At 68.3% G+C, this 20,276-nt stretch carries 19 protein-coding genes, 1 tRNA gene and 3 pseudogenes; 8 read left to right on the forward strand and 15 right to left on the reverse strand.

Annotated elements, in window-relative coordinates; translation table 11 throughout:
* The first annotated feature begins 11 nt into the window (after positions 1-11).
* Positions 12-671, forward strand: coding sequence for a class I SAM-dependent methyltransferase (locus ACIBB8_RS00690; RefSeq protein ID WP_366694659.1), 660 nt, complete (start codon positions 12-14; stop codon positions 669-671).
* A 33-nt stretch (positions 672-704) separates the two neighbouring features.
* On the opposite strand, the gene ACIBB8_RS00695 is transcribed toward ACIBB8_RS00690, so the two are convergent.
* The 4 genes from ACIBB8_RS00695 to ACIBB8_RS00710 all read right to left on the reverse strand — a co-directional run bounded on the left by ACIBB8_RS00695 (position 705) and on the right by ACIBB8_RS00710 (position 3,935).
* The gene (locus tag ACIBB8_RS00695; protein ID WP_366134707.1) at positions 705-929 is read right to left on the reverse strand and encodes a zinc ribbon domain-containing protein; all 225 of its coding nucleotides are present in this window, start codon (positions 927-929) and stop codon (positions 705-707) included.
* A gap of 108 nt (positions 930-1,037) precedes the next feature.
* Positions 1,038-1,559 carry a DUF4383 domain-containing protein gene (locus ACIBB8_RS00700; RefSeq protein WP_398948215.1) on the reverse strand — a complete coding sequence of 174 codons (522 nt, stop codon included), beginning with the start codon at positions 1,557-1,559 and terminating at the stop codon, positions 1,038-1,040.
* A gap of 148 nt (positions 1,560-1,707) precedes the next feature.
* Complete coding sequence (locus ACIBB8_RS00705) at positions 1,708-3,075, reverse strand: hypothetical protein (RefSeq protein ID WP_398948216.1); 1,368 nt, start codon at positions 3,073-3,075, stop codon at positions 1,708-1,710.
* Positions 3,076-3,146: 71 nt separating this feature from the next.
* Entirely contained in the window at positions 3,147-3,935 is a 789-nt protein-coding gene (locus ACIBB8_RS00710; protein ID WP_398948217.1) for a DUF4097 family beta strand repeat-containing protein, read from the reverse strand.
* A 190-nt stretch (positions 3,936-4,125) separates the two neighbouring features.
* Here ACIBB8_RS00710 and ACIBB8_RS00715 point away from each other — a divergent pair.
* Positions 4,126-4,200: transfer RNA gene (locus ACIBB8_RS00715), tRNA-Val, on the forward strand.
* A gap of 100 nt (positions 4,201-4,300) precedes the next feature.
* Here the strand turns inward: ACIBB8_RS00715 and ACIBB8_RS00720 are convergent.
* The gene (locus ACIBB8_RS00720; RefSeq protein ID WP_398948704.1) at positions 4,301-4,981 is read right to left on the reverse strand and encodes a tyrosine-type recombinase/integrase; all 681 of its coding nucleotides are present in this window, start codon (positions 4,979-4,981) and stop codon (positions 4,301-4,303) included.
* Positions 4,976-5,215, reverse strand: a pseudogene (locus tag ACIBB8_RS00725) (site-specific integrase); the annotation flags it as partial. The gene ACIBB8_RS00720 and the pseudogene ACIBB8_RS00725, both read right to left, overlap by 6 nt.
* A gap of 50 nt (positions 5,216-5,265) precedes the next feature.
* Here ACIBB8_RS00725 and ACIBB8_RS00730 point away from each other — a divergent pair.
* Entirely contained in the window at positions 5,266-5,595 is a 330-nt protein-coding gene (locus ACIBB8_RS00730; protein ID WP_398948218.1) for an HAD family hydrolase, read from the forward strand.
* Positions 5,596-6,484: 889 nt separating this feature from the next.
* The gene (locus tag ACIBB8_RS00735) at positions 6,485-6,622 is read left to right on the forward strand and encodes a hypothetical protein (RefSeq protein WP_398948219.1); all 138 of its coding nucleotides are present in this window, start codon (positions 6,485-6,487) and stop codon (positions 6,620-6,622) included.
* 64 nt (positions 6,623-6,686) lie between these two features.
* Here ACIBB8_RS00735 and ACIBB8_RS00740 read toward each other — a convergent pair whose 3' ends face one another.
* From ACIBB8_RS00740 to ACIBB8_RS00755, 4 genes are all read right to left on the reverse strand, one after another.
* The gene (locus ACIBB8_RS00740) at positions 6,687-7,067 is read right to left on the reverse strand and encodes a hypothetical protein (protein ID WP_398948220.1); all 381 of its coding nucleotides are present in this window, start codon (positions 7,065-7,067) and stop codon (positions 6,687-6,689) included.
* A gap of 1,640 nt (positions 7,068-8,707) precedes the next feature.
* Entirely contained in the window at positions 8,708-9,439 is a 732-nt protein-coding gene (locus ACIBB8_RS00745; protein ID WP_398948221.1) for a DUF6585 family protein, read from the reverse strand.
* Between the two features lie 479 nt (positions 9,440-9,918).
* Positions 9,919-10,335 (reverse strand): hypothetical protein, encoded by a 417-nt coding sequence (locus ACIBB8_RS00750; RefSeq protein WP_398948222.1) that lies wholly within the window; start codon positions 10,333-10,335, stop codon positions 9,919-9,921.
* 538 nt (positions 10,336-10,873) lie between these two features.
* The gene (locus ACIBB8_RS00755; RefSeq protein WP_398948223.1) at positions 10,874-11,200 is read right to left on the reverse strand and encodes a hypothetical protein; all 327 of its coding nucleotides are present in this window, start codon (positions 11,198-11,200) and stop codon (positions 10,874-10,876) included.
* Between the two features lie 807 nt (positions 11,201-12,007).
* Here ACIBB8_RS00755 and ACIBB8_RS00760 point away from each other — a divergent pair.
* Positions 12,008-12,208 (forward strand): annotated as a pseudogene (locus ACIBB8_RS00760) (IS6 family transposase); the annotation flags it as partial.
* On the opposite strand, the gene ACIBB8_RS00765 reads toward ACIBB8_RS00760, so the two are convergent.
* On the reverse strand, positions 12,142-12,360 hold the full coding sequence (locus ACIBB8_RS00765; RefSeq protein WP_398948733.1) for a hypothetical protein: 219 nt from the start codon (positions 12,358-12,360) through the stop codon (positions 12,142-12,144). The pseudogene ACIBB8_RS00760 and the gene ACIBB8_RS00765 overlap by 67 nt on opposite strands.
* Before the next feature lie 104 nt (positions 12,361-12,464).
* On the opposite strand from ACIBB8_RS00765, the gene ACIBB8_RS00770 reads away from it, so the two are divergent.
* Entirely contained in the window at positions 12,465-14,105 is a 1,641-nt protein-coding gene (locus ACIBB8_RS00770) for a hypothetical protein (protein ID WP_398948734.1), read from the forward strand.
* A gap of 173 nt (positions 14,106-14,278) precedes the next feature.
* Positions 14,279-14,404: a hypothetical protein gene (locus ACIBB8_RS00775; protein WP_398948224.1), complete on the forward strand. Its 126-nt coding sequence runs from the start codon at positions 14,279-14,281 to the stop codon at positions 14,402-14,404.
* A gap of 42 nt (positions 14,405-14,446) precedes the next feature.
* On the opposite strand, the gene ACIBB8_RS00780 is transcribed toward ACIBB8_RS00775, so the two are convergent.
* Complete coding sequence (locus tag ACIBB8_RS00780) at positions 14,447-15,166, reverse strand: IS6 family transposase (protein ID WP_398948225.1); 720 nt, start codon at positions 15,164-15,166, stop codon at positions 14,447-14,449.
* A gap of 220 nt (positions 15,167-15,386) precedes the next feature.
* On the opposite strand from ACIBB8_RS00780, the gene ACIBB8_RS00785 reads away from it, so the two are divergent.
* Positions 15,387-15,551, forward strand: a complete 165-nt coding sequence (locus tag ACIBB8_RS00785; RefSeq protein ID WP_398948226.1) for a hypothetical protein — start codon at positions 15,387-15,389, stop codon at positions 15,549-15,551.
* A gap of 258 nt (positions 15,552-15,809) precedes the next feature.
* On the opposite strand, the gene ACIBB8_RS00790 is transcribed toward ACIBB8_RS00785, so the two are convergent.
* The 3 genes and pseudogenes from ACIBB8_RS00790 to ACIBB8_RS00800 form a co-directional block, all read right to left on the reverse strand.
* Positions 15,810-19,034 (reverse strand): FG-GAP repeat domain-containing protein, encoded by a 3,225-nt coding sequence (locus ACIBB8_RS00790; protein ID WP_398948227.1) that lies wholly within the window; start codon positions 19,032-19,034, stop codon positions 15,810-15,812.
* Between the two features lie 493 nt (positions 19,035-19,527).
* Positions 19,528-19,752 (reverse strand): annotated as a pseudogene (locus tag ACIBB8_RS00795) (leucine zipper domain-containing protein); the annotation flags it as partial.
* Between the two features lie 184 nt (positions 19,753-19,936).
* Positions 19,937-20,134, reverse strand: coding sequence for a flavoprotein (locus ACIBB8_RS00800; protein WP_398948228.1), 198 nt, complete (start codon positions 20,132-20,134; stop codon positions 19,937-19,939).
* Between the last annotated feature and the right edge of the window lie 142 nt (positions 20,135-20,276).

Here is a 20,276-nt window from a genome sequence, read left to right on the forward strand (position 1 = left end):
GAGAGTCTGCGATGAGCAAGGGAAACGAAACCAAGATCACGGACGAGTTGTACGCGTACATGCTGGCGCACAACCCGCCGCTCGACGCGGTGCAGCGTGAGCTCGTCGAGACCACGTACGCACGCCTTCCCGATCAGGCCGGCATGCAGTCCGCCGAGGAACAGGGGCCACTGCTCGCCTTCCTCGTACGGCTGACCGGGGCCCGGCACATCGTCGAGGTCGGGACATTCACCGGGTTCTCCGCCCTGGCCATGGCGCAGGCGCTGCCCGCCGACGGGCGGCTGATCGCCTGCGACATCTCGGAGGAGTGGACCGCCTACGGCAGGGAGGCGTGGGAGAAGGCAGGCGTCGCCGACCGGATCGAGCTGCGCATCGCCCCCGCGCTCGACACGCTGAGGGCGATGCCGTCCGACCCGCACATCGATCTCGCCTATCTGGACGCGGACAAGGGCAACTACATCCCGTACTGGGAGGAACTGGTGCCCCGCATGCGGCAAGGCGGCCTCGTCGTCACCGACAACGTGCTGTTCCACGGCGGCGTGACCGACCCGCAGGCGACCGGCGGGGCGGCGGCGATCAAGGAGTTCAACGAGCATGTGGCCGCCGACCCGCGGATGGACAGCGTGATGCTCACCGTGGCGGACGGGCTGACACTCTCCCGCAGGAGGTAGCGCCCGCCCGCCGGGTCGAGCGGCGCGGCCGGGTCAGCCGCAGCAACCCCCACCGCAGCAGCCCCCGCCGCCACCGCCACCCGACGGGGCGGCGGGCACGGACTTGGCCGAACCCCCGCCCACAGCCACGGTGGAGAGGAGCTTCACGGTGTCCTCGTGCCCGGCGGGGCAGGAGGCAGGGGCCGAGGACTCGGCCATCGGACGGCTGAGTTCGAAGGTGTCTCCGCAGGAGCGGCAGCGGTACTCGTAACGAGGCATGCCCCCAGGCTAACGGCCTCCCCCACGAACGGCGCTGTCCGGCAGCGGTACCGGCAACAGGACCCAGGGCCGATACGGGGAGGGCGCACCACCGCGACGGGGCCGCCCCTACGACCGGGCAATCGGCATGGACTGCCGCCGGCTGCGGCGCAACTCCTGGGCTGCCTCCTCGGGATGGCGGGCCTGCCAGTACGGGTTGTCGTGCGGGAGCCCGCCACTGACCCTCCCGTACATCCCGAACATCATCAGCATCAGCCCGACGACAAAGCTGAACAGCACGTTCTGCAGGTGGAAGGCCAGGAAGTTGTAGTCCGTGTCGAGCAGCGCCAGATTGACAAAGCCACTGAGGATGAACGCGATACCGAAGACCATGTTGAGCGTCGAGGCGAAGTTGCCGCCGATCACCATTCCGGTGAACAGGAGCAGGCCGACGCAGATGGACAGGATGCTGAGCGCGCCGTTGGTGTTCAGGCCCGCGATCGTGGCACCACCCGTGTCGAAGAAGCCGATCTTGTTGACGAGCCCCAGGATGCCGAAGGCGAGCAGCACCAGCCCCATCAGCCCTGCCCCGACGCGGTAGACGCTGCTGAGCCGGTGATCGACCGGGAGATGCTCGTCCAGCCGGGCCATTCTGCCGGGTCTTGCCGGACCTCGCGCCGCTCGCTGCGGGTGATGAGGGAGGTGCGGGAGACGCGGAGCATGAATATGGGCCATGGTGGTGCGGCCTCCTTCGGACTACCACCATGATCCGCCCCGCCCCAGGCCCCGACAACTCGGCTCAGCCCCCGGCGCCACGCTCCTCCCGGATCTCGGAGACCACCCGCGCAGCCGTCCGTCGCACTGCTTCCATCTCGGTCAGAAAGTGCCAGTAGTCGGGGTGACGGCCCTCCAGTCCGGCGACGGCACGCTCCAGCCGGGCCACCCCGTCGTCCAGCGGCCGGGCATGGCGCGGGTCGGGCGTGTTGCGGCCCGTCATGGCCAGACGCTGCGCGTCCCGGATCGCGAACCGGGTCCGCTGGATCTCCTGCTGCGGATCCTTGGCCACGGCGTCGAGCCGGTGCAGCCGGTCACCGGCCGCGGACACCGCCTCGTCCGTCGCGTTCAGCAGGGCCCGTACGGTGGAGAGCCGCGAGGTCGCGTCCGCCCAGCGCTGCTCGTCCCGCGCCTCGGCCGCCTCCTTGAGCTTCTCCTCGGCCTGCCGCACATTGACCGCCGCCTGCTCCGGAACCGGCTGGAGATCCTGCCAGCACGCGGCCGAGAAACGCCGCCTCAGCTCACTCAGCACCGGCTCCACCGAGCCCGCGCGGGTCGTCAGCGCCTGGGCACGGGTCCGCAACGACACCAGCCGGTGGTCGATCTCGGCGGCACGCTCGGGAAGCCGCGCCGCCTCCGCCCGAATGGCCTCCGCACCGCGCAGCACCTGATCGGCGCGGAGCAGCGTCTCCTGCACGCCGTGCCGGCCGGCGCCCTGGTTGAGCTTGGTCAGTTCGGGGGCGAGGGCCGCCAGACGCGCGGCGAGATCGTCCGCCCGCAGCCCGGACGCGCGCACGGCGTCGAGAGCGTTGCTTGCACCGAGCAGCGCCTGCCGGGCCCGCTCCACGGCGGGCGCGAGCCGGGCGAGCTGTGTCTCCGCGTTGGCCAGGAGCGGACCGAGTCCCTGGGCGAACCGGTCGAGCTCGCCCTTGACTCGTACGAGCTCGTCCTTGGCGCCCGTCAGCTCCGTCCTGGCACGCGCCGCGATCGCCGGTTCGAGATCGTCCCGGTCCAGGTCGTGCGCGTCCACCGCCGTGATGTACGCATGGCTCGCCTCGTCGATCCGCCGCCCCAGAGCGGCGAAGTCGTCCACGACCTTGCGCGCGGCGGGCGAACTGTCCACCGCGGTGATCGTCTCGATCGAGATCTGCAGATCGCGCTGAGCGGTATCCAGCTCGTAGAACGCCTCCGCGGCCGCATCCTTCGCCGCCTGCGCCTCGACACGCTGGCTCTCCCCACGGCCGCCGAACCAGCGCCGCGTACCTCCACCGGCGAAGGCCGCCGGCAGCGTGGCGGCGAGCAACGGCACCGGCAGCAGCATCAGCCCCAGGACGTCCCTGACGGCGGACATGGCACCCGCTCTCGCCTGCGGCCGCGCGTGTGTCGCCGTCACATCCCTCTCCCGTGCCGTTTCGCCCTGCCCGGTTCATTCTCCCACCAGGTAAGGACGAACACACGGGCCGGTTAGTTCGCCGTTCGCACCGTGATCTGACCGTTGTCGCTGTGCGCCTTCACCACATGAGCACTGCCGTCGCTGCGCGGCACCTTCACCGAGACGCGCCCGTTGCTCGCGGTGGCAGCCACCGCGTACGCCTCCGGACCGTGCGGCAGATCGATGGTCACCTGGCCGTCGTCGCTGACGGTGTCCACCAGATCCGGCACAGCGCTGAACCCGAGCAGGATCCCCCCGTTGTCCGAGCGCGCGGAGACGGACCTGCTGGAGACCCGCTCCGTGACGAGGCCCCCGTTGTCGCTCTTCAGCTTCAACGGACCGCTGGAGTCACGCACGGTCACCATTCCGTTGTCGGAGTGGAGCGTGAGAGGAGTGTCGAACCCGGACGCGAGGATCCGCCCGTTGTCCCCGTTGACCGTCACCGCGACGCCACGCGGCACCTTCACCTGGTGGCGCGACCCGCAGTTACTGATCAACGCGTCGCACTTCACCCGCAGCGTGAGCGTGTCGTCCCGCATCGACCACCGGGCCTCGGGCCCGTCCCCGAGCACCACCCACCCGTCGACGCGCCGGGTCACCTCGACCTTGCGCACATCGGCCGGCACGAGCTCCACGGTCGTACCGCCGGATTCGATGGTCAGCGTCTTCCCGCTCAGCGCGAACGACCTGTGCTCGGCCGGCGCGTCGTCCACGTTCGCGCTGCCACAACCGGTGAGGGCCAGGGCGACGAGGACAGCCCCGCCGGACGCGACGAGCGCGCGGCGCCGGGTGCGAGCGCGGGTATGAGTGCGGAGTGCCACGGTGATCGATCCCCCATCCGGTCCGGCGGGCCGTCCCGCCGGTGTGGATTCACCGTAGAGAGCGAGCCGACCCGGGGAGAATCCGGGCGGCTACCGTAAGGGGGGTGGGGATATCCCCCGTCTCCCCGTCGATGCGGACAACCGTTTGTGAGCATGGGCCCTGTGCCATGTACGCTGTTGCTTCATCCACGGGTGCGTAGCTCAGGGGTAGAGCGCTGCTCTTACAAAGCAGATGTCGGCGGTTCGAAACCGTCCGCGCCCACCAGTAGGAAACACGACAAAGGCCCAGGTCACCGGTACTGAACCGGGAGCCTGGGCCTTGTTCGTTCCTCAGCCGGGGAAGCGGGGGAGGGGCGTCGTGCCAGTTACGTGCCAGATGCGTCGCCGGGCTCGGCCGGCCGGACCTTCCTGATCTGCTCGTCGACGTGGGCGGCGATCGCGTGGTCACGGCCGTTCACCAGGTGCTGATAGATCAGCGCGGCGCGCACGGAGGAGTGGCCCATCCGCTGCATCAGCTCACGTGTCGTGGCGCCGCCGGTCGCGGCGAGGGTGTTCCCGGTGTGACGCAGATCGTGGAAGTGGACGTCTCCGAGGCCGGTCGCCTTCAGGGCCCGCAGCCACAGGCGGCGGAAGTTGTTCCGGCGAAGCTGGCCGCCCCGTGCTCCGGTGAAGACCAGCCCGGTGCGACCCGGCTCGGCGTAGACGGAGAGATGAGCGGCCAGGCTCTCCGCCAGTGAGGCCGGGAAAGCGACGGTGCGCACACCGGCCGCGCTCTTGGGCGTCTTGACCAGGATGCCGTCCGTCCGGGTCTCGGCCAGGGCACGCCGTACGGCGACGGTTCGCCGTTCGAGGTCGACGTCATGGCGCTGAAGCGCGGCGAGCTCCCCGAAGCGAAGGCCGGTGAAGGCCGCCAGCAGGATGAACACCCGAAAGCGCGCCGGCATGGCGTTGGCGAGCTGGAAGACCTCGGTGACATCGAGGAACGGCCGCTCGGCTGTCTTGGCCGCCCCTGCGCCCCTGATGCGGCAGGGGTTCCGCTGGATCAGCTCATCGTCGACCGCGGTGTTCATGATGGTCCGGAGGATCTGATACGCCTTGGCCACCGTCGGCTCACCGACACCGGACTCCAGGAGGCCGGCGCGCCAGCGACGGATCTGCGGTGTCGTGATCTCGCTCAGGACCACGTTCGCGAAGGTGGGCAGGATATGGAGGCGTAGCGCGCTGCTATTGCGTTCGCGGGTGGTCGCCGCGTAGTCGCGTTCCTTGAACCAGGCGTCGGCGTAAACCCCGAAGAGAAGCGTTGCACGCGGGCGGTCACCTGCTGGCTGTCGTGAGTAACAACAGCACGGCTGCCCTCAAGCGCTACTTCGCCGGCCGAGGACTTGACCGCTACGCGTCGCCCTTGGTTGGACGCGAGGCCATACGGCTGAGCAAGATGAAGCCGGCACCAGACACGCTCTGGCTCGCGATGGAGGCGCACGGAGTAGCACCGCAGGATGCCGTCCTGATCGGCGACTCGGTGACCGACATCCAGGCCGCTCAAGCCGCGGGGGCCATGTCGATCGGGTACGCCAACAAGCCCGGCAAGGCCGAACGGCTGCACCGAGCCGGTGCCACGGCAGTCATCGAGGACATGGCCGACCTGACCCGGCACGGCTGACGCGAGCGCGGTGAGAGTTTCTCTACTTCATCAAGGCACCCGGCTGCGCTCCGCTCCGCCGGGCGCGCTTCCCGGCTCTGGCTGCGCCCGCGCTCCTGCCTTCGGCCCGCTCGGCGCTGCCGCCGCCGACGCGCGCCCGCTGTGTAGGCCCGGGGGCATGAGACGAGAACCAAGCCGCGGGCCAAGGATATGCCTCCGGCGGAGGCGCTCAGACTCCGGGATGGGTCGGGGCGCCGTTCGCGGGTGCCCGCCGGAGCGTGGCGAGCGTCGTGGGCTCCCATCCCGACCACCTTCGACCCAGGCAGAGCCGAGCAGTCGCGGCCCAGGGCGTCAAGGTCGTTCGTACAGTGGTGCGCTCCACCTTGACGCCCTGAACCACGCCCGCTCCACGACGTGTGGGTCGAAGGCGGACGGGATGGGAGCTTGGGTGAGTGGTGGGTTGGTGTAAGTGGCGACAGTGCGAGGAGGCGTCGCTACAGTCCCAGACATGAAACCAGGGGGACTGAAGCGGTTCAGCGCATCGTTCATGGCGATAGTCAGGCACATTGTGCGGCGCCCGTTGCTGATCCTGGTACTCCTGTCCATCTGTGTTGGGACGACCGTTCTCCAACACGCGTTGTCACAACCATGGGACGGCCTGTCTTTCGGCTTCGGCTACCTCGCGGGTCTGTGGTCGATCCAACTAACCCTTCCTCGAAGCCAAGAGGATCAAGAAACCGACGGCTGAGCGTGCCCGCAACGTGCCCGACGCGGCACCACCCCACAGTGAGACACAGGAAACCACGGGGAATCAGCGAGCAACGGGTAGTTCAGCACCTTGCCAGCTCAGCGGCCATCCACGTACGGGGTCTTCCAAACTGGTGCTCCAGAGCCTTGCGCCAGCTCAGCAGTGGTGAAGCAGGCGGCGGCCGACAAGGTGGTGCCCGAACTGGCGACGTACGGCGGACAGCTCGGGCAGACCTCGCTCAGCAAGGCGGATGAGGACCACCTGAAAGAGATGGCGAAGGCGGCGCGGGCTGCTGCCTGAGGGGTACGGGAGTGGCCGCCCCCTTGCCGTAACGCGGGGTGGCCAGGGTGGCCTCGCAGGGTCGTCAGTCCGCCGTCGGCTCCGTCCCGATCAGAGAAAACGCGAGGATCGAGACGCGCGTGATCAATCCCGCAAGCAGGATCGTGCCGAAGCCCTCGACCTCCAGCTCGGCGAACTTCCCGCCCAGCCAGGAGAGCAGCCACCAGATGAGCGAGTCCTGTACGAATCCGGCCAGGCCGAAGGCCAGCAGGGCCGGGGCCGGGACACGGGCGGACGGGCCGACGTAGACGAGCTGGGTGAGGAGCATGACCACGAGGGCCGCGACCATGAGTGAGAGCGGCACGTCCATGTCTTCCGCACCCAGGGTGATGCCGGGCAGCAGGGTTCCGGCGATGCATACGCCAGCGAGTGCACCGAGCTTGCGTCGTCTGCCTATGTCAGTCATGGGCGGACTCTCGCACGCGGGAGGTGAGCCTGTGAAGATTCCGTAGGATCTGTGATCGGATCGAACCGACGTCACCCGACTTGCAAGCGGGTCCCTGAACAACTTGGGCACACGGCCGTGTTGTGCACGAGTACGACCGGAGGGCGGGCAAGCGGGAACGCGTCGTGCTGTACAGCAGCGAAGTACAGCAACCACGGCAACTGTCCCCGGCCCACACCGACCGCCAGCGGCCGACTGACCAGCCAGCAGACCTCAGCGACCACCGTGCCGATAGTTCGCATCGAGGGGCGGTACTCCCGCAACCGCAGCGCCAGCACGTTTCCAGTGCGATACTCGCTGTGCGCTGAGCTGAGCCCGGCACTGCTGGGTCTTGTGCTGCTTGTGTCCGTGGCGTTCGTTTGTCATTGCCCTACTCGCCCAAACTGTGACCTTGCGTCTGAGAGCGTGCGAGAGAGGGTGATGGCTATGGCCGCTGCCTGGTTGGTTGCCAGCCGCAGCATGATTGCTGGCATCTGCGAAGGGATGGTGGGCGGGGTGTTCCTCGCCTACCTGACGGGCGTAGCAGTGGCGGGCTGAGTCCAGCGCTCTGGTAGCGGGTGACATCGATAGTGCGGACAGTTGAGCGGTACCGCAACGCGTGCCAGATCCGTGCCAGATCGAGCAGTCACTCACGGTCAATCGGGGCATGAGGCGGTCCAGCGCGTGCTGGCAGGCTGGGCGCCGCAGTACGACTGATGACCAGCGAAGACCGTCTTGTCGTAGGCGCCAGGCTTACAAAGCAGATGTCGGCGGTTCGAAACCGTCCGCGCCCACCAGTCAGAACGCCCCCGCAGCGAGCCGCTACGGGGGCGTTGACGTACGCCCCCGCCCCACCGGCCGCACACCCAGTCAGACCGGTCAGCGGTCTTGGGCCGTTGCTCATCACACCTATGACCTGCGATGATCCGAGGTCGATCCATGATCACGGGGAGTCCAGACATGCGACCTTTGAGGTCAGGCAGTCCCAACACTGCGTCCTGCCGGAGCATGGAACGACCGTGTATTTCGCTGCTGGTCGCGCTAGGCATTGCTGCCATCTCCGCCACGGGGTGCAGCAGTTCCGACGATGAAGGACTGCCGGTGCGGTTGGTCAATGAGTCGGCATGGGATGCCCACGTGGTCGGTTGTCCGCCGTGCGGAGAGCGCGGGGTTCTGGTCGGTGGGGATCCTGACCGAACGCCGGGCGAGGGTGGCGGTGCATCCGTTGGGTGGACCGAAGAACGCGCGTGGCCTGTGACGTACAAGGTTGTCGTCCGAGGGGTGGAGTCGGTTTGCCCAGTCATCGACCCCGAGCCCGGCAAGGCGGGGGACGCAGACGGCGTGGGCACCCGTGACGTCATCTATGTAGTGGACGAGACTGGGAAATGCGTCGCAGGCCCACCGAGCATGGACGCCTTGTGACATCAGCGGCGCCACGTATGCCCGGCTAGGGAGCCGCCTCGCTCCCTCCTTTGGGTCTGCTGGCCCACACACGGCCCACAGCAGTCCAACGACTCAGGCGATCGGTGGTCACATGATTGACCGGACAGGTTCTCGGGCGTCTCGGCCCCCGGCCGGGCACGTGGCGTATGGGAACGTCACCTGCCGTGGGCCGGGCGAGGTCAGCGGACGGCCGTTGAGCGGCGAAGGTGGTCCACCAGGGCGAGGAAGAGGAGGAAGTTGGGGATGTTCTTCACCTGCTTGCTTGACCAGGAGAGCCACTTGCCGGACTTCCGCAGCGCCAGTACGCCGTTGTCGACGCGTACATCCTCGATCTCCGACCAGGTCACGGCACCGCGCTTGGCCGTCGCGACGCCGCCGCGGTTGAGGGAGATGTCGCCGAAAGTGAACTGCTGACCCTCCTCCAGCATCCGGAGCATGCCCGGCAGCTGTGCTCCGGCGATCTGCTGCTGGATGAACGGCCCCCACCGCTCAGGCTCGGCGTAGAAGTTGGTGACCTTCCGGACCGTGCCGTCCCCCTTGTGCAGGGTGTACCGGTATCCCGTGCCGACGTAGATGCCATTGACGTACGACTCGGTGATCTCTTGCAGCACCATCATCGAGTCCCAGCGGAACGCGACCGGTTGCCCCTTGCGGTCGGTCTCGATCAGCCCGTGCTCGAAGAAGTACAGCCGCCGAGCGGCGGCCTTGCGGGAGAAGTTGGGGGTCTGCATCGTCATCCAGATGAACCAGATCCCGGGCAGCACGAAGCAGAACAGCCCGATGACGATCAAGAAGACAAAGTTGCAGATCATCAGCGCGCTCTGCCGTTTCGGCAGGACCGTGCCGCGGTGCTCGCCGAGGCCCTCGGCCGTGGCGAGGCCCGCTATGTCATCGGGGACGCAGTCGTTCATGGTGTCGCTTCGCTCTCGGGGCGGGGGCGGCTATCGGCGCTGTCGTCGTCGGGGCTCGCGCAGCCTAACGGATGGGGGCAATTGCTGAGTTTGTCGGTATCGACGACGTCGCCAGGGCCTTGATGTCCACCGGCTGTTCGAAGTCGGTGGAAATCAGCGTGCCGGGCTCCGTCGCAGTCCAGCCGGGTGTTACCCGGATGGCCTGACCGTCCCTCGGGTGGAGCAGGCCGCTGTCGGCCTGTCGAGCAGGTGCCTGGCGGCCCGCATCACTTCAGCAGGGTTCGGCCGTCAGCGTCGGGCCGCGCGCCGACGGACCGGAAGTACCGTGCCCGCACCGGCGGCGAGGGCCGCGGCGGCGCGCCCGCCAGGGCAGGGTCGAACCGGAGATGGTCGCGGTCGTCTCGCTCTTCGTTGAAACGGGTGTCGAGACTTGAGCTCGCGCTCTCAGCTCGGCGGCTTGAGTCACCTGCCGAGGGGTCTTACTTCTTCAGGGGGTCCAGGCAGAGGACGAACTTGTCGTCGTCCCACTCCTGCGCAAGCGCGGCCTCGCCGACAGTGCACGAGTTGATGTCGAAGGTGTTCTCGACGACCTTGAGGACCTTGTAGTTGGCGTCCTTGTCGTCGCAGCCCTTGGTCTCCACGTCGGGGTTGCTCTCAGAGCCGGTGACCTTGACGCAGTCCCTGGCCTCGGCGCGTACCGGGGAGTCGAAGAGGTAGCCGATACCGAGCTTCACCACCACCGCGACGACGATCAGGACGACAATACTGAGAACCTTCTTCAGCTTGCTCTCCTTGGCGGGTGCTGCAGCCGTCGGCGCGGCCCCGGGTATGGGCGCCCCCGGGACCTGGGGGAACTGCGGGTCTTGCGGGGCGGCGGGGGGCGTCGGAGCGCTCATCTGCGGACTTCCTGGAGCTTGCAGGGGTATCGAACGCGCGCACGCTATACGAAATGTAAGAACCAGGTAAACGCGGGGGTGTGAGAGCTTTCGCAGGCAGATCGGACGGGCCCAGATGTGGGCGTCCGTAGCGGAGGGGATCAGTGGCAGGCCGGCTCTTGGTGAGTCGGGTCCTGGCATCGCCTACCCCGGCCGACGCAGCGCCGTGCCATTCGCGTGCCAGATCGTGCGGGGAACCACGGGGAACAGCAAGGACTGGCAGCAGGTGCGGCCAGGGCTCCAACGTCACTCCGCCGCAGGTCAACGCAGCGGCTGTCGCCAGAAGACCCAAGCTTACAAAGCAGATGTCGGCGGTTCGAAACCGTCCGCGCCCACCAGCCAGAACGCCCCCGCAGCGAGCCGCTGCGGGGGCGTTGACGGTAGTAGCTGACGGCAGTCCCAGCATCGCTCGCTCGATTCTGCTGAGTCGCCCCAAGAGGCGGGGTTGTGACTGTAAAGCCCGTAGAGCAATCGTCAATACCTGTGGATCAGAGGTTGCTCAGCTTCGGGATGATCTGAGCCGGGTGAGTCCTTCGACCGCTGAAAGCTCGTCGTTGAGGGGCTCGGCGGCAGCCGGTGAGGTGACGAGGAGAAGTACCGACACGTCGGGGTACTCGTCCTCGTAGAGATCGTCTTCGCCGTGGTCTCCGGGAATGGCGTTCGGCTGGACCTGGATGCGGGTCGTGTCGGCGAGGGTAGCGAGGAAGTAGACGCCGAGGTAGTCACTCTCGCGTTCGGCGAAGGCCGCTGCGAGTTGGTCGGCGAGCAGGATGGTCAGCTCCCTGGCCGTGTAGGTGTTCGTGCCGTAGATGTCGAAGACGGTCATCGTGGCATTCTCCTCAGGCCGCGGTGGTCTCGGTGCGTTCGACCAGCTGGCCACCTCGAAACGGGCGCCCGCGCGGACGATCTCGTCGATCAGGGAGCCGGACTGGGTGGAGCCGTCGTCGGTGACTACGCTGAGCAGCGCTGCAACGCGGGCCTACTCGGTGACCATCACAGGATCATTCGGGAAGGTACGCCCTCCGCGTTCCTCCCGGAACTGGCTTTGTCGAGCAGTTGTAGTTGTGAAGGCACTTGTCGATGGGTTTGGGAGGCGCCTCGTTCTACGGATTGGTGATGTCGACGAGTTCGGGAGGCGTCGGGGTTCTTGCCTACCGTCTCGCCAGCACCCGAGCCCGAACCGAGGAACCCGCGCGCGCTGACTTGTTGCGGCTGAATGGCTGCCCTCGAACTCGGCGGATCGGGACAGGGACGCGCTTCCTGTGCTCTCCGAGCTCTACCATCGTCCACGTCGTTCCGACGGTCAGGGGTGTTTGATGAGGCAGAACTTCGTAGAGCACATGCGAGCCTGGAGCGCACGGCGAAAGATCTTGATCTATCTGATCGCGCAATCGGTTCTGCTCAGTCTGATCATCACAACCGTCCGCGTTTGGAACGTCGATGTCCCCTCTCTCGCCTACCTCGGTCCGTGGCTCGGCGCAGCTGCTGGCGGGCTGATTGGCATCATCCTCGGATCGAAGGGCGCTGTCACGTTGGCTGGCTCGTGGGGTGATCTTCGGGTTGATCACGTTGGGGGGAGCCGTCCGTGGTGGGTACACCGCCGTCGTAGAAGGGGTACCGATACCCGGTCGAGGTGATCTCGCACTGCGTGTGGCTGTACTTCCGGTTCCCGCTCAGTTTCCGTGAGGTTGAGGAGCTGATGCTCCAGCGTGGTGTCGCCGTCTCCCACGAAACCGTCCGGCGGTGGTGCGCCAAGTTCGGGCAGGACTACGCCAACGCGCTGCGCCGCCGTCGGCCCCGCCCCGGGGACAAGTGGCACCTGGACGAGGTACTCGCGCCCAACAACGTGACAGCGCCGTTCGCCTGCCTCTCCAGCCACCGCCCCAGATCATCGGCTTCGAACCGCACGCCCGGCTCGATGGCCGGCAGCACCCCGTCGGCGTCGACCAGGTCGGCGAGGTCCGCGGCCATGCCCTTGTGCACCACGGGTGTGGGGGATGGTCAGAGGGCCTTCGCCGTACGCCCCTGCGTACAATGCGCTTCGCTCCCGAGCGATCCACGCTCTTCACAGTCTCGTGGGGGGACTTCATGTGAGAAAACGATCCCTGGCACTCGCCTGCGCTTTTGTGGCGGCAGGCGTCCTGCTGGGCCCGGTGCCGGCCGCGCATGCCGCGGTGGCACCCGTGCTGTACGGCGCAGGCAGTGACGGCACGCCGGCTTCCGGCCTGGTCTCGGTGTACGCCTCGTCCGACAGCGCCATCACCTCCATCACGGCGCACCTGTACGCGCCGGACTCCGCCGCCGGCGACCCGGAGGTCGCCGAGGTCAGCGACTTCACCCGCGCCTCGGGCACCGACCAGCAGGGCTCATGGCGGACCAGCACCCCGCTGCGCCTCGCCGACCTCGGCGTCTACCGTGTCATGGTCGACCTGACCGACGCCGACGGGGACACCACCACGGCCCAGGGCACCTACGAGTACGAACTCGAGGCGAACCTGACCGACCTTCAGGCCACACCGCAGAACCCTGACTACGAGCACCAGGACGTCACCGTCACGGGCGGCTTCACGGTCACCGACCCGCGCACCGGCGAGACGACACCGGCAGCGGGCAAGCAGGTGGACCTCGAGATTTCCAACGAGGCCGACAAGACGACCACGACCGGCGCCGACGGCCGTTTCACCGCCACCTACACCGTGGACGACCCGTCCATCGCCAACGTCAACGCCTGGCTGCGGCTGGACGAGCCCTGGTACCAGTCCAGGGCCAAGCAGAGCGTCGAGGTCAGGGCCGTGCAGTCGCAGACGCGCATGACCCTGGACGCCACCGACGTGTACGTGAAGGCCGGTCAGCCGGCCACGGTCTCCGGCAGGGCCGAGGTGTACGTCGGCGGGGCGTGGAGGCCACTGGCCGGAGCCGTCGTCGACGAGGTGTGGGACAACGGCGACGGAGGACCCGGCGTCGCCTCACGGACCGTCACGGCCGCCGACGGCCGCTTCACCGGAAACCTGACCGTACCGAGGTCGGGACGTGTCGAGGTGCAGGTGCGCACCGGGACGTACCTGGGGTACAGCGGCTTCCAGGCAGTCCACGTGTACGTCGCGAACAAGACGTCCATCACCGGCTTCACGGCGACCTTGAACAAATACTCCGAACTCACCGCCAAGGGCCTGCTGAACACCGGAAAGCAGATGCCCTCGAACGCGGTCAACAAGGTCGAACTCCAGTACTCGGCCGACGGCAGGACCGGCTGGAAGACCGTGAAGACGGTCACGCCGGGCAGCGGCGACCCCGAAACCGGCGCACCGTTCAAGGGCACGTTCGACGCGCCCTACAAGGGCTACTACCGGGCGCACTTCAAGGGCAGCCGCGACTTCCAGGAGTCGTACAGCGCGGTCGTGTACGCCAAGCGCACCCCGACCCGGATCACCGACGGCAATGCCTCGCCCGAGCCGGTCCGCAAGGGCCGCACGATCACCTACAAGGGCAAGCTCCAGCAGTACACTTCGGGCGCCTGGAAGGCCTACGCCGACCAGAAGGTGAAGATCCTCTTCCGCCCCAAGGGCTCCAGCACCTGGTACGACATGGGCAACACCTACACCCGCTCGGACGGCACCTTCAGCAAGGGCTTCACGGCCTCGAAGGACGGCACGTGGGTCGCGGTTCTCCTGTACCCGAACAGCACCCACCTGGTGAGCTCGGGGCGCGAGGACTACGTCTACGTCCTCTGAGCACGAGCACATGCGGAAGGCCGCCCCGGACAAAGCCGAGGCGGCCTTCGCCACTGCGGGTGCCGATAAATCATCCGTGCAGGTGGCAGTCTTGAGCGCCGATCTCTGGGCGGCACCCGCTGCTCGTCCCGCGATCTTCACGGGACAGGTGCCGGGCGGCATCATGATCTGTCGTGCTGCTGCGCCTGACCTACCTCGCCGTGATCAACACCTTCGCGCTCCTGCGCCTGCTGCCGATGAGCGATCGGGACAAAGACATCGAGAGGCGCTGTCACGTTGTTGGGTGTGTGCGTGCCTGACGGGGCGTCGGGGCATGGTGGGCCTCCGGTCCGGGCCTGTGTTCAGGCCGTGGTGGGCCGGCCGACAGCGCCGGTGATCTGGTCCCAGATGGCGTAGCGGTGGCGGATTTCGGCGCGGTAGTCGTGTGCGGTCATCAGGTGGCGGCGGGGTCGGAAGTGGGGCGAGATCCCGCTGAACGCGGACAGGAACCGTTGGGCCCCACCTACGGAGCAAAAGCCCTTCATCGCCTGTTCACGCTGCCTGGTGGGCTGGTGACTGTTCTCCGCCCGGTTGTTCAGGCCCTTGTGCGAGCGGTGCTCCACCGAGGGCATGACCTCGCGGTGAGCCGCGCCGTGGGAGCGCAGCTTGTCAGTGGCGACCACCCGGGGCGCTGTGCGGGTCGTCTTCAGCAGTCTGCGGAAGAACCACCGGGCCGCGGCAGTGTCCTGGCGGTTCTGCACGAGGATGTCCAGGACATTGCCATCCTGATCCATGGCCCGCCACAGGTACTTCCGCTCACCGTTGATCTTGATGAAGACCTCGTCCAGATGCCACTTGTCGCCGGGCCGGGGCTGCCGGCGGCGCAGCGCGCCGGCGTAGCACTGCCCGGACTTGGCACACCAGCGGCGGACCGTCTCATGCGAGACGCCGACACCGCGCTCGAGCATCAGCTCCTCCACCTCACGGAAGGACAGCGGAAACCGGAAGTACAGCCACACACAGTGCGAGATCACCTCGACCGGGTACCGATGGCCCCTGAACGACGGCGACACGTCCCCCACGGACAACCCTCTCCAGCATGATCAACCCGAAGATCATCCCACTCAGCCAGCCAACGTGACAGCGCCCTCAGGTGTTCTTCGCTCCTGTCGGAACTGAACCCCCGACGAACGCGACTACCCCCTGCCCAAGGATTGGGTCCAACTGGGGAAGACAGCTGACCTCTCGCGCTTCCGCACCGGGTTCGGTGGACAACTACTGCGCGCCGCTCGTTCACCAAACATGCCTGATGAACTGCCGTCGCCTGAAGAGATCGAAGCCGCTCGCACGCCCGCCGGCGGCTGGAAGCGTGACCAACTCGCCGCCTGGGGCGTCCCGTGGCCCCAGCCCAAGGGCTGGAAGGACGAACTGACCAAGCGCTGGAAGGACGCAAAGCAGGACGGCTGACCCGACGACAGCGGGGCCGGACAGGATCACCCTGACCGGCCCCGCAGCTCGTCCGTACGCGGCTCCGCCCACCGCATCCCGATCGCGGACAGCTGCTCCACCCGTTCCGGGAGAGTGTGGCGGCCCGGGCGGCCGTCATCACCGTGCACGACCTCGAAGTCCGCAGACTCCTGCGCACCCGCATCCTCGGCGGCGCCATTAACGAGTACCGCTATGCGGCTTGACCTGCAGCGACGACTTTCCGAGCCCCACAGGTTGCTAGGAGAGGGCCTTGTACCCGCCCCAGCCGGTGGCGATCTGGGTACGGGACCCGAACGACCCCTTCCCGTCACCGTAGTTGCGGTACAGCTTGCCCGCGCTGTCCCGGACGACGATGTCCGCCTTGCCGTCACGGTTGAGGTCGCCGACACCGACGACGGCGTTGTACGTGCCGCCCCAGTTGCCGAACACCTTGGCGCGGGCGCCGAATGTGCCCTTGCCGGTGCCGTTGTAGCGGTACAGGGTGTTCGAGGTGTCCTGGACGACCAGGTCGCCGATGCCGTCACCGTTGAGGTCACCGGCGCCGACGATCTTCTTGTAGCCCTTCCAGCTGTCGTACAGCTTCACGCGCGCGGACAGCTTGCCCGTGCTGGTGCCCTTGTACAGGTACACCGCGCCGGTCGAGGCGTTGCGCGCGATCAGGTCGGGCCGGCCGTCACCGCTGATGTCACCCGGAGAGGTCAGCACGTCGTACTGGGTCCAGCCGCTGGTCGCCAGCGTGGTGTACGACGTCGTCGGCTTGAGCGCCGCGCCGCAGCCCGGCTTGTACAGGCGCAGGGCCCCGCTGCTGTAGCGCACCAGGACGTCGTTGCACCGGTCCCCGCTCAGGTCGCCGAACGGGACCGCCTTGACGCTGGTCGCCCAGCCGCTGCCGCTGACCTTGCTCGAGAACGTCCCCGTGCCCGTGCCCCTCTGGAAGGTCAGGGTGCCCGAGGAGTTGAGGGTCAGCAGGTCGCCAGTGCCGTCCGGGCCGTCGGGGCTGCCGAAGTCGTGCCGTACCGGTGCTCCGTTGTTGAGGAAGCCGCTGCCGGTCGCCACGGTGGTGGCGGTGGACGTGTTCAGGCCCGTCGCCTTCAGGGTCCAGGTGAACCGGCCGTTGGGGAAGCGGGCCCCGCTCGCGGTCTTGCCGTTCCAGCCCGCCGAGACCCGGGCGGCGCTCGCACCGCCGGTGACCGAGCGGCTCGCCTTTCCGGTCTCGCCGCTCTCCACCGAGGTGAAGGTGAGCGACCAGGAGCCGACAGGGCGGGACAGCAGCCACGAACCCGTCCAGGAGTCGGCGGTGGAAGGCGCGGCGTAGCTGTCGGCGCTCGAGTCGAACGCGGTTAGGGCGGACGGGGTCACGCCGGTGGTGGCGACGTGCGTCTGCTCGAACGCGTCGAACCAGGCGACCAGGCCCGTGTACTCGTCGACCGTCCAGCGGTAGCGGCGGTCGGTGGCCAGGCCGGTGTCCGGGACCTTCGCGGCGACCACGCGGGTGGCGCCGGTGGCCGCGTCGGTGAGGACCAGCTCGTCGGCGGCGTGGTCGTGGCGGACGGTGAAACCGTCGCCGAGCAGCACGTCACCGGGGGCCACGGCGGCGGACGTGCCGGCCTTGGTGTCGTACACGCCCGCTGAGGCCGTGCCGCAGGCCCAGTACAGCCAGCGGCCCGCCGCCTGCAGCTCGGTCGGCACACAGCCGGCGCCGGGGACCGTGACCGTGGTGAGGGTCTTGTCCGTGGTGAGGCTGTAGGAGGTGACCTGGCCGGCGGTGGCGGTGGCGCTCCACAGGACGGGCCCGTTCAGGGCCGCGGCGCGGACCGAGCGCTTCAGCTTCTGGCCGTAGCCGAAGTGGCCCACGTACTGCATGGGGGAGGAGCCGCCCGAGTTGTAGACCGCGTAGTCGTCGGACACGTCGACGATCGCGCCCTTCTCGGTGCCGAACTCAAGGTCGGGAACGCCCGAGCCGTCGCCGACGCGGGCCACCCGGTCCGCGTCCGACAGACCCGATCCGCCCTCGTCGGCGTCGTAGAACGTCTCGAGGTAGGCGTCCCGGGGGGCGGTGACCTTGTTGCCCCACATTGCCGAGCAGGAGGTGCCCGGGTACGGGCACACGGCCGAGACCTTGTCGCCGGCCGTGGCGTCGGACGCGGTGAGCGTGGTGCTGCCGTTTGTCGTCAGCGTGCGCACGGACGTGGCGTCCATAGTGCTGCTGACGGCGGGGTCGCGCTCCGCCACGCGCAGGCTGCCCCGGCTGAGCGCGAGGCCCGTCTTGGGGTTCTCGTACGGCGGCACCTTGGCCACCTTCTCCAGCCGCGGGGTGCCGTCGGCGCCCTGGTGGACGCGCTGCACCCACCAGTCGGTGGTGCTCGTGCCGCCGGTGACGAGGGCGGAGCCGTCGGGGGCGGCGACGGGGTCGCCGTACGAGCGGCTCAGCAGGGTCTTCGTGGTGCCGTCGGTCAGCGAGACGGCCGTGACGGGGCCCCGGTCCGCCACCAGGACGAGCCAGTTCCCGACGAGCACAGGGGAGCCGGCCGTGCCGTTGCCCGCCACCGGGACCTTCTCCTCGGCGGCGAGGTCCGCGCGGGACCGGAGGTGCAGGCCCGCGGCCGGGGTGTACCAGCCGATCCGGTCACCGGAGAGGGAGAGTGACAGCCCGCTCCCGGCGCCGGAGAAGACCTGGGTGAGCTCCGCGGTGGCGAAGTCGAGGTAGTGGATGTCGAAGGTCGCGGCGCCGGTCGATTCGGCGGCGCCCGGGTACGCGAGCAGCGCGCCCTTGGCGTCTCCGGTGCGCACGGAGGTGACGCCCGTCTTCCAGACCTTGTCGGCCGGGCCTCCGGTCACCACGCGGGTGCGCTGCTTGCCGTCGACGTAGTCCAGCAGTTCCAGCCCGGTGCCGGGCCGGGGCGAGCCGTCGACGCTGGTGTTCTGCTCGGCCGCCACGACAGTCCCGCCGTACGTGCCGACGTAGTCCAGCCGCGGCATGTCCAGCGTGCGCAGCGTGCCGCCGTCCGCTCCGCCGGGCGTCCACAGTGAGACGGGTTCGGTGTACGACCGGTGCGGGAGCGCGACGGTGTCGGCGCCCTGTCCGAACGTGCCCGAGGGGCAGGTGGCGCTGATGTCGTAGCAGCTGGTGGTGGTCGGCTGGTACGGCTGGCCCGCACCGGCGTTGCCGGGCGGGGTGGTGACGGTGGTGGTGCCGCCGTCCTCGTAGTTCGTCCAGAGCAGCCCGGCCCCACCGGCCTGCCGGTGCAGGAAGCCGGTCTCGCCGGCCGCGAGCACGCGGTCCGAACGCGTCGTTTCCGTGCGCGGGTCCTGAAGGAGAATCTCCGTCGTTCTCGCTGTCTGTGCGGTGGCCGCACGGACCGGCTCGCCGCCCCCCGAGACCACGGTGACGGCCGCGACGGCGACCGAGAGTGCGGAGACGGCGACGGTCAGACCGCCCCGTCTCAGGGCATGTCTGCCCACGTGAGAGTCCCTCCCGGCGAGGGCCCCCTGCCCCCGCCCAAGTGAGCGGACTTTACCAGCCTCTTGCCATTCCCTTACCAGGAGCCTGGGTGTTTACGTCGTCGGCCCCACGCCCCCGGCGGCTGCCGGGCGGCCGTCACTCAGGAGACTCCTTGGCGGGCGACTCGCCCTCCTCCATCAGCCGCTCGGCGATGTCGTCCGACCAGCGCTGGGCCCAGGCACGCAGGGCGGTGACCGCCGCGTCGTCCAGGCCGTACCGGGTGAAGTCCGCGTCGGAGTGGAAGTCCGTGCCGGTGAGACGGGACTGGAGCGTGGGCAGGGCGAACGGGTCGTGGGCGTGGCGACGGCCCAGCTCCTCCAGGTCCGGCAGGGAGAACCGGGCCGCCGCGGCCCGCGCGTCGATCCCTGCCGCCGCTGTGAAGCCCCTGTCGCAGCCCCCTTCCGGAAGCCGAACACCGTCGGATGACAGCCACTGCACCCGATTCCATCCAAGTTCGGTGCGGGGCGGGGTTCGTCGCGGGCTGTGATGCGGGCGCGAGGACCGGTCGGTCATGCCCGCCTCGCCCAGCTCGCGGTAGCGGTCGGCCCACCGCTTGGCCGTCGTGGGCGAGACCTGGAAGCGTTCGGCGGCCCTGCGCAGGGGCCAGCCGTGCTCGACGACGCAGCGGGCCAGACGCAGCCGTCCGGTCTCGGTCAGGGGTGCATTACGGTGGGGCATGAGGGCCTTCTGCTGGTCGGTGGCGATGTCGCAATCCACACCGAACCCGGAAGGCCCTCACTCGTTCAAGATCACCCGACCGTGATCGCTGTCACCAACCTCCGTGGACAGAACAGCTAGTGCGCAGCTCAACCCCATGATTCGCTACTACGTCCGCCTTCCGTAGGGCCGCGACATGCCCGTCTCACGCTGGGTGCCGTACGTGTGCTGCGTTGACCCGCGGGAACACCACGACCGGAACGCCGATCGTGCCGAGCGCCTCGCTCACTTGCGTCAGTGCTTGGTTGTCGGCGATGCCCGTCGCGAGCTTGGCAACGAAGTTCGCGCTTGCGGGGGCGACGACGTAGCAGTTGGAGACCGGGTGGGGGCGAGCCTCGGTCAATTGGGGATGGTAGGGGAGGGTGCGTCGGGTGGCTCGGCGATGCGGGCCGCACGCCTCCGCATGAAAAAGAGGCCGAGCTCAGAAGATCCTCAAGACTTTCGCCTTGGATGCCACGAGCGCCGGATGGCATGCCATGGTCATC

It is taken from the genome of Streptomyces sp. NPDC051286 (assembly GCF_044455345.1).
Classification (GTDB): domain Bacteria; phylum Actinomycetota; class Actinomycetes; order Streptomycetales; family Streptomycetaceae; genus Streptomyces.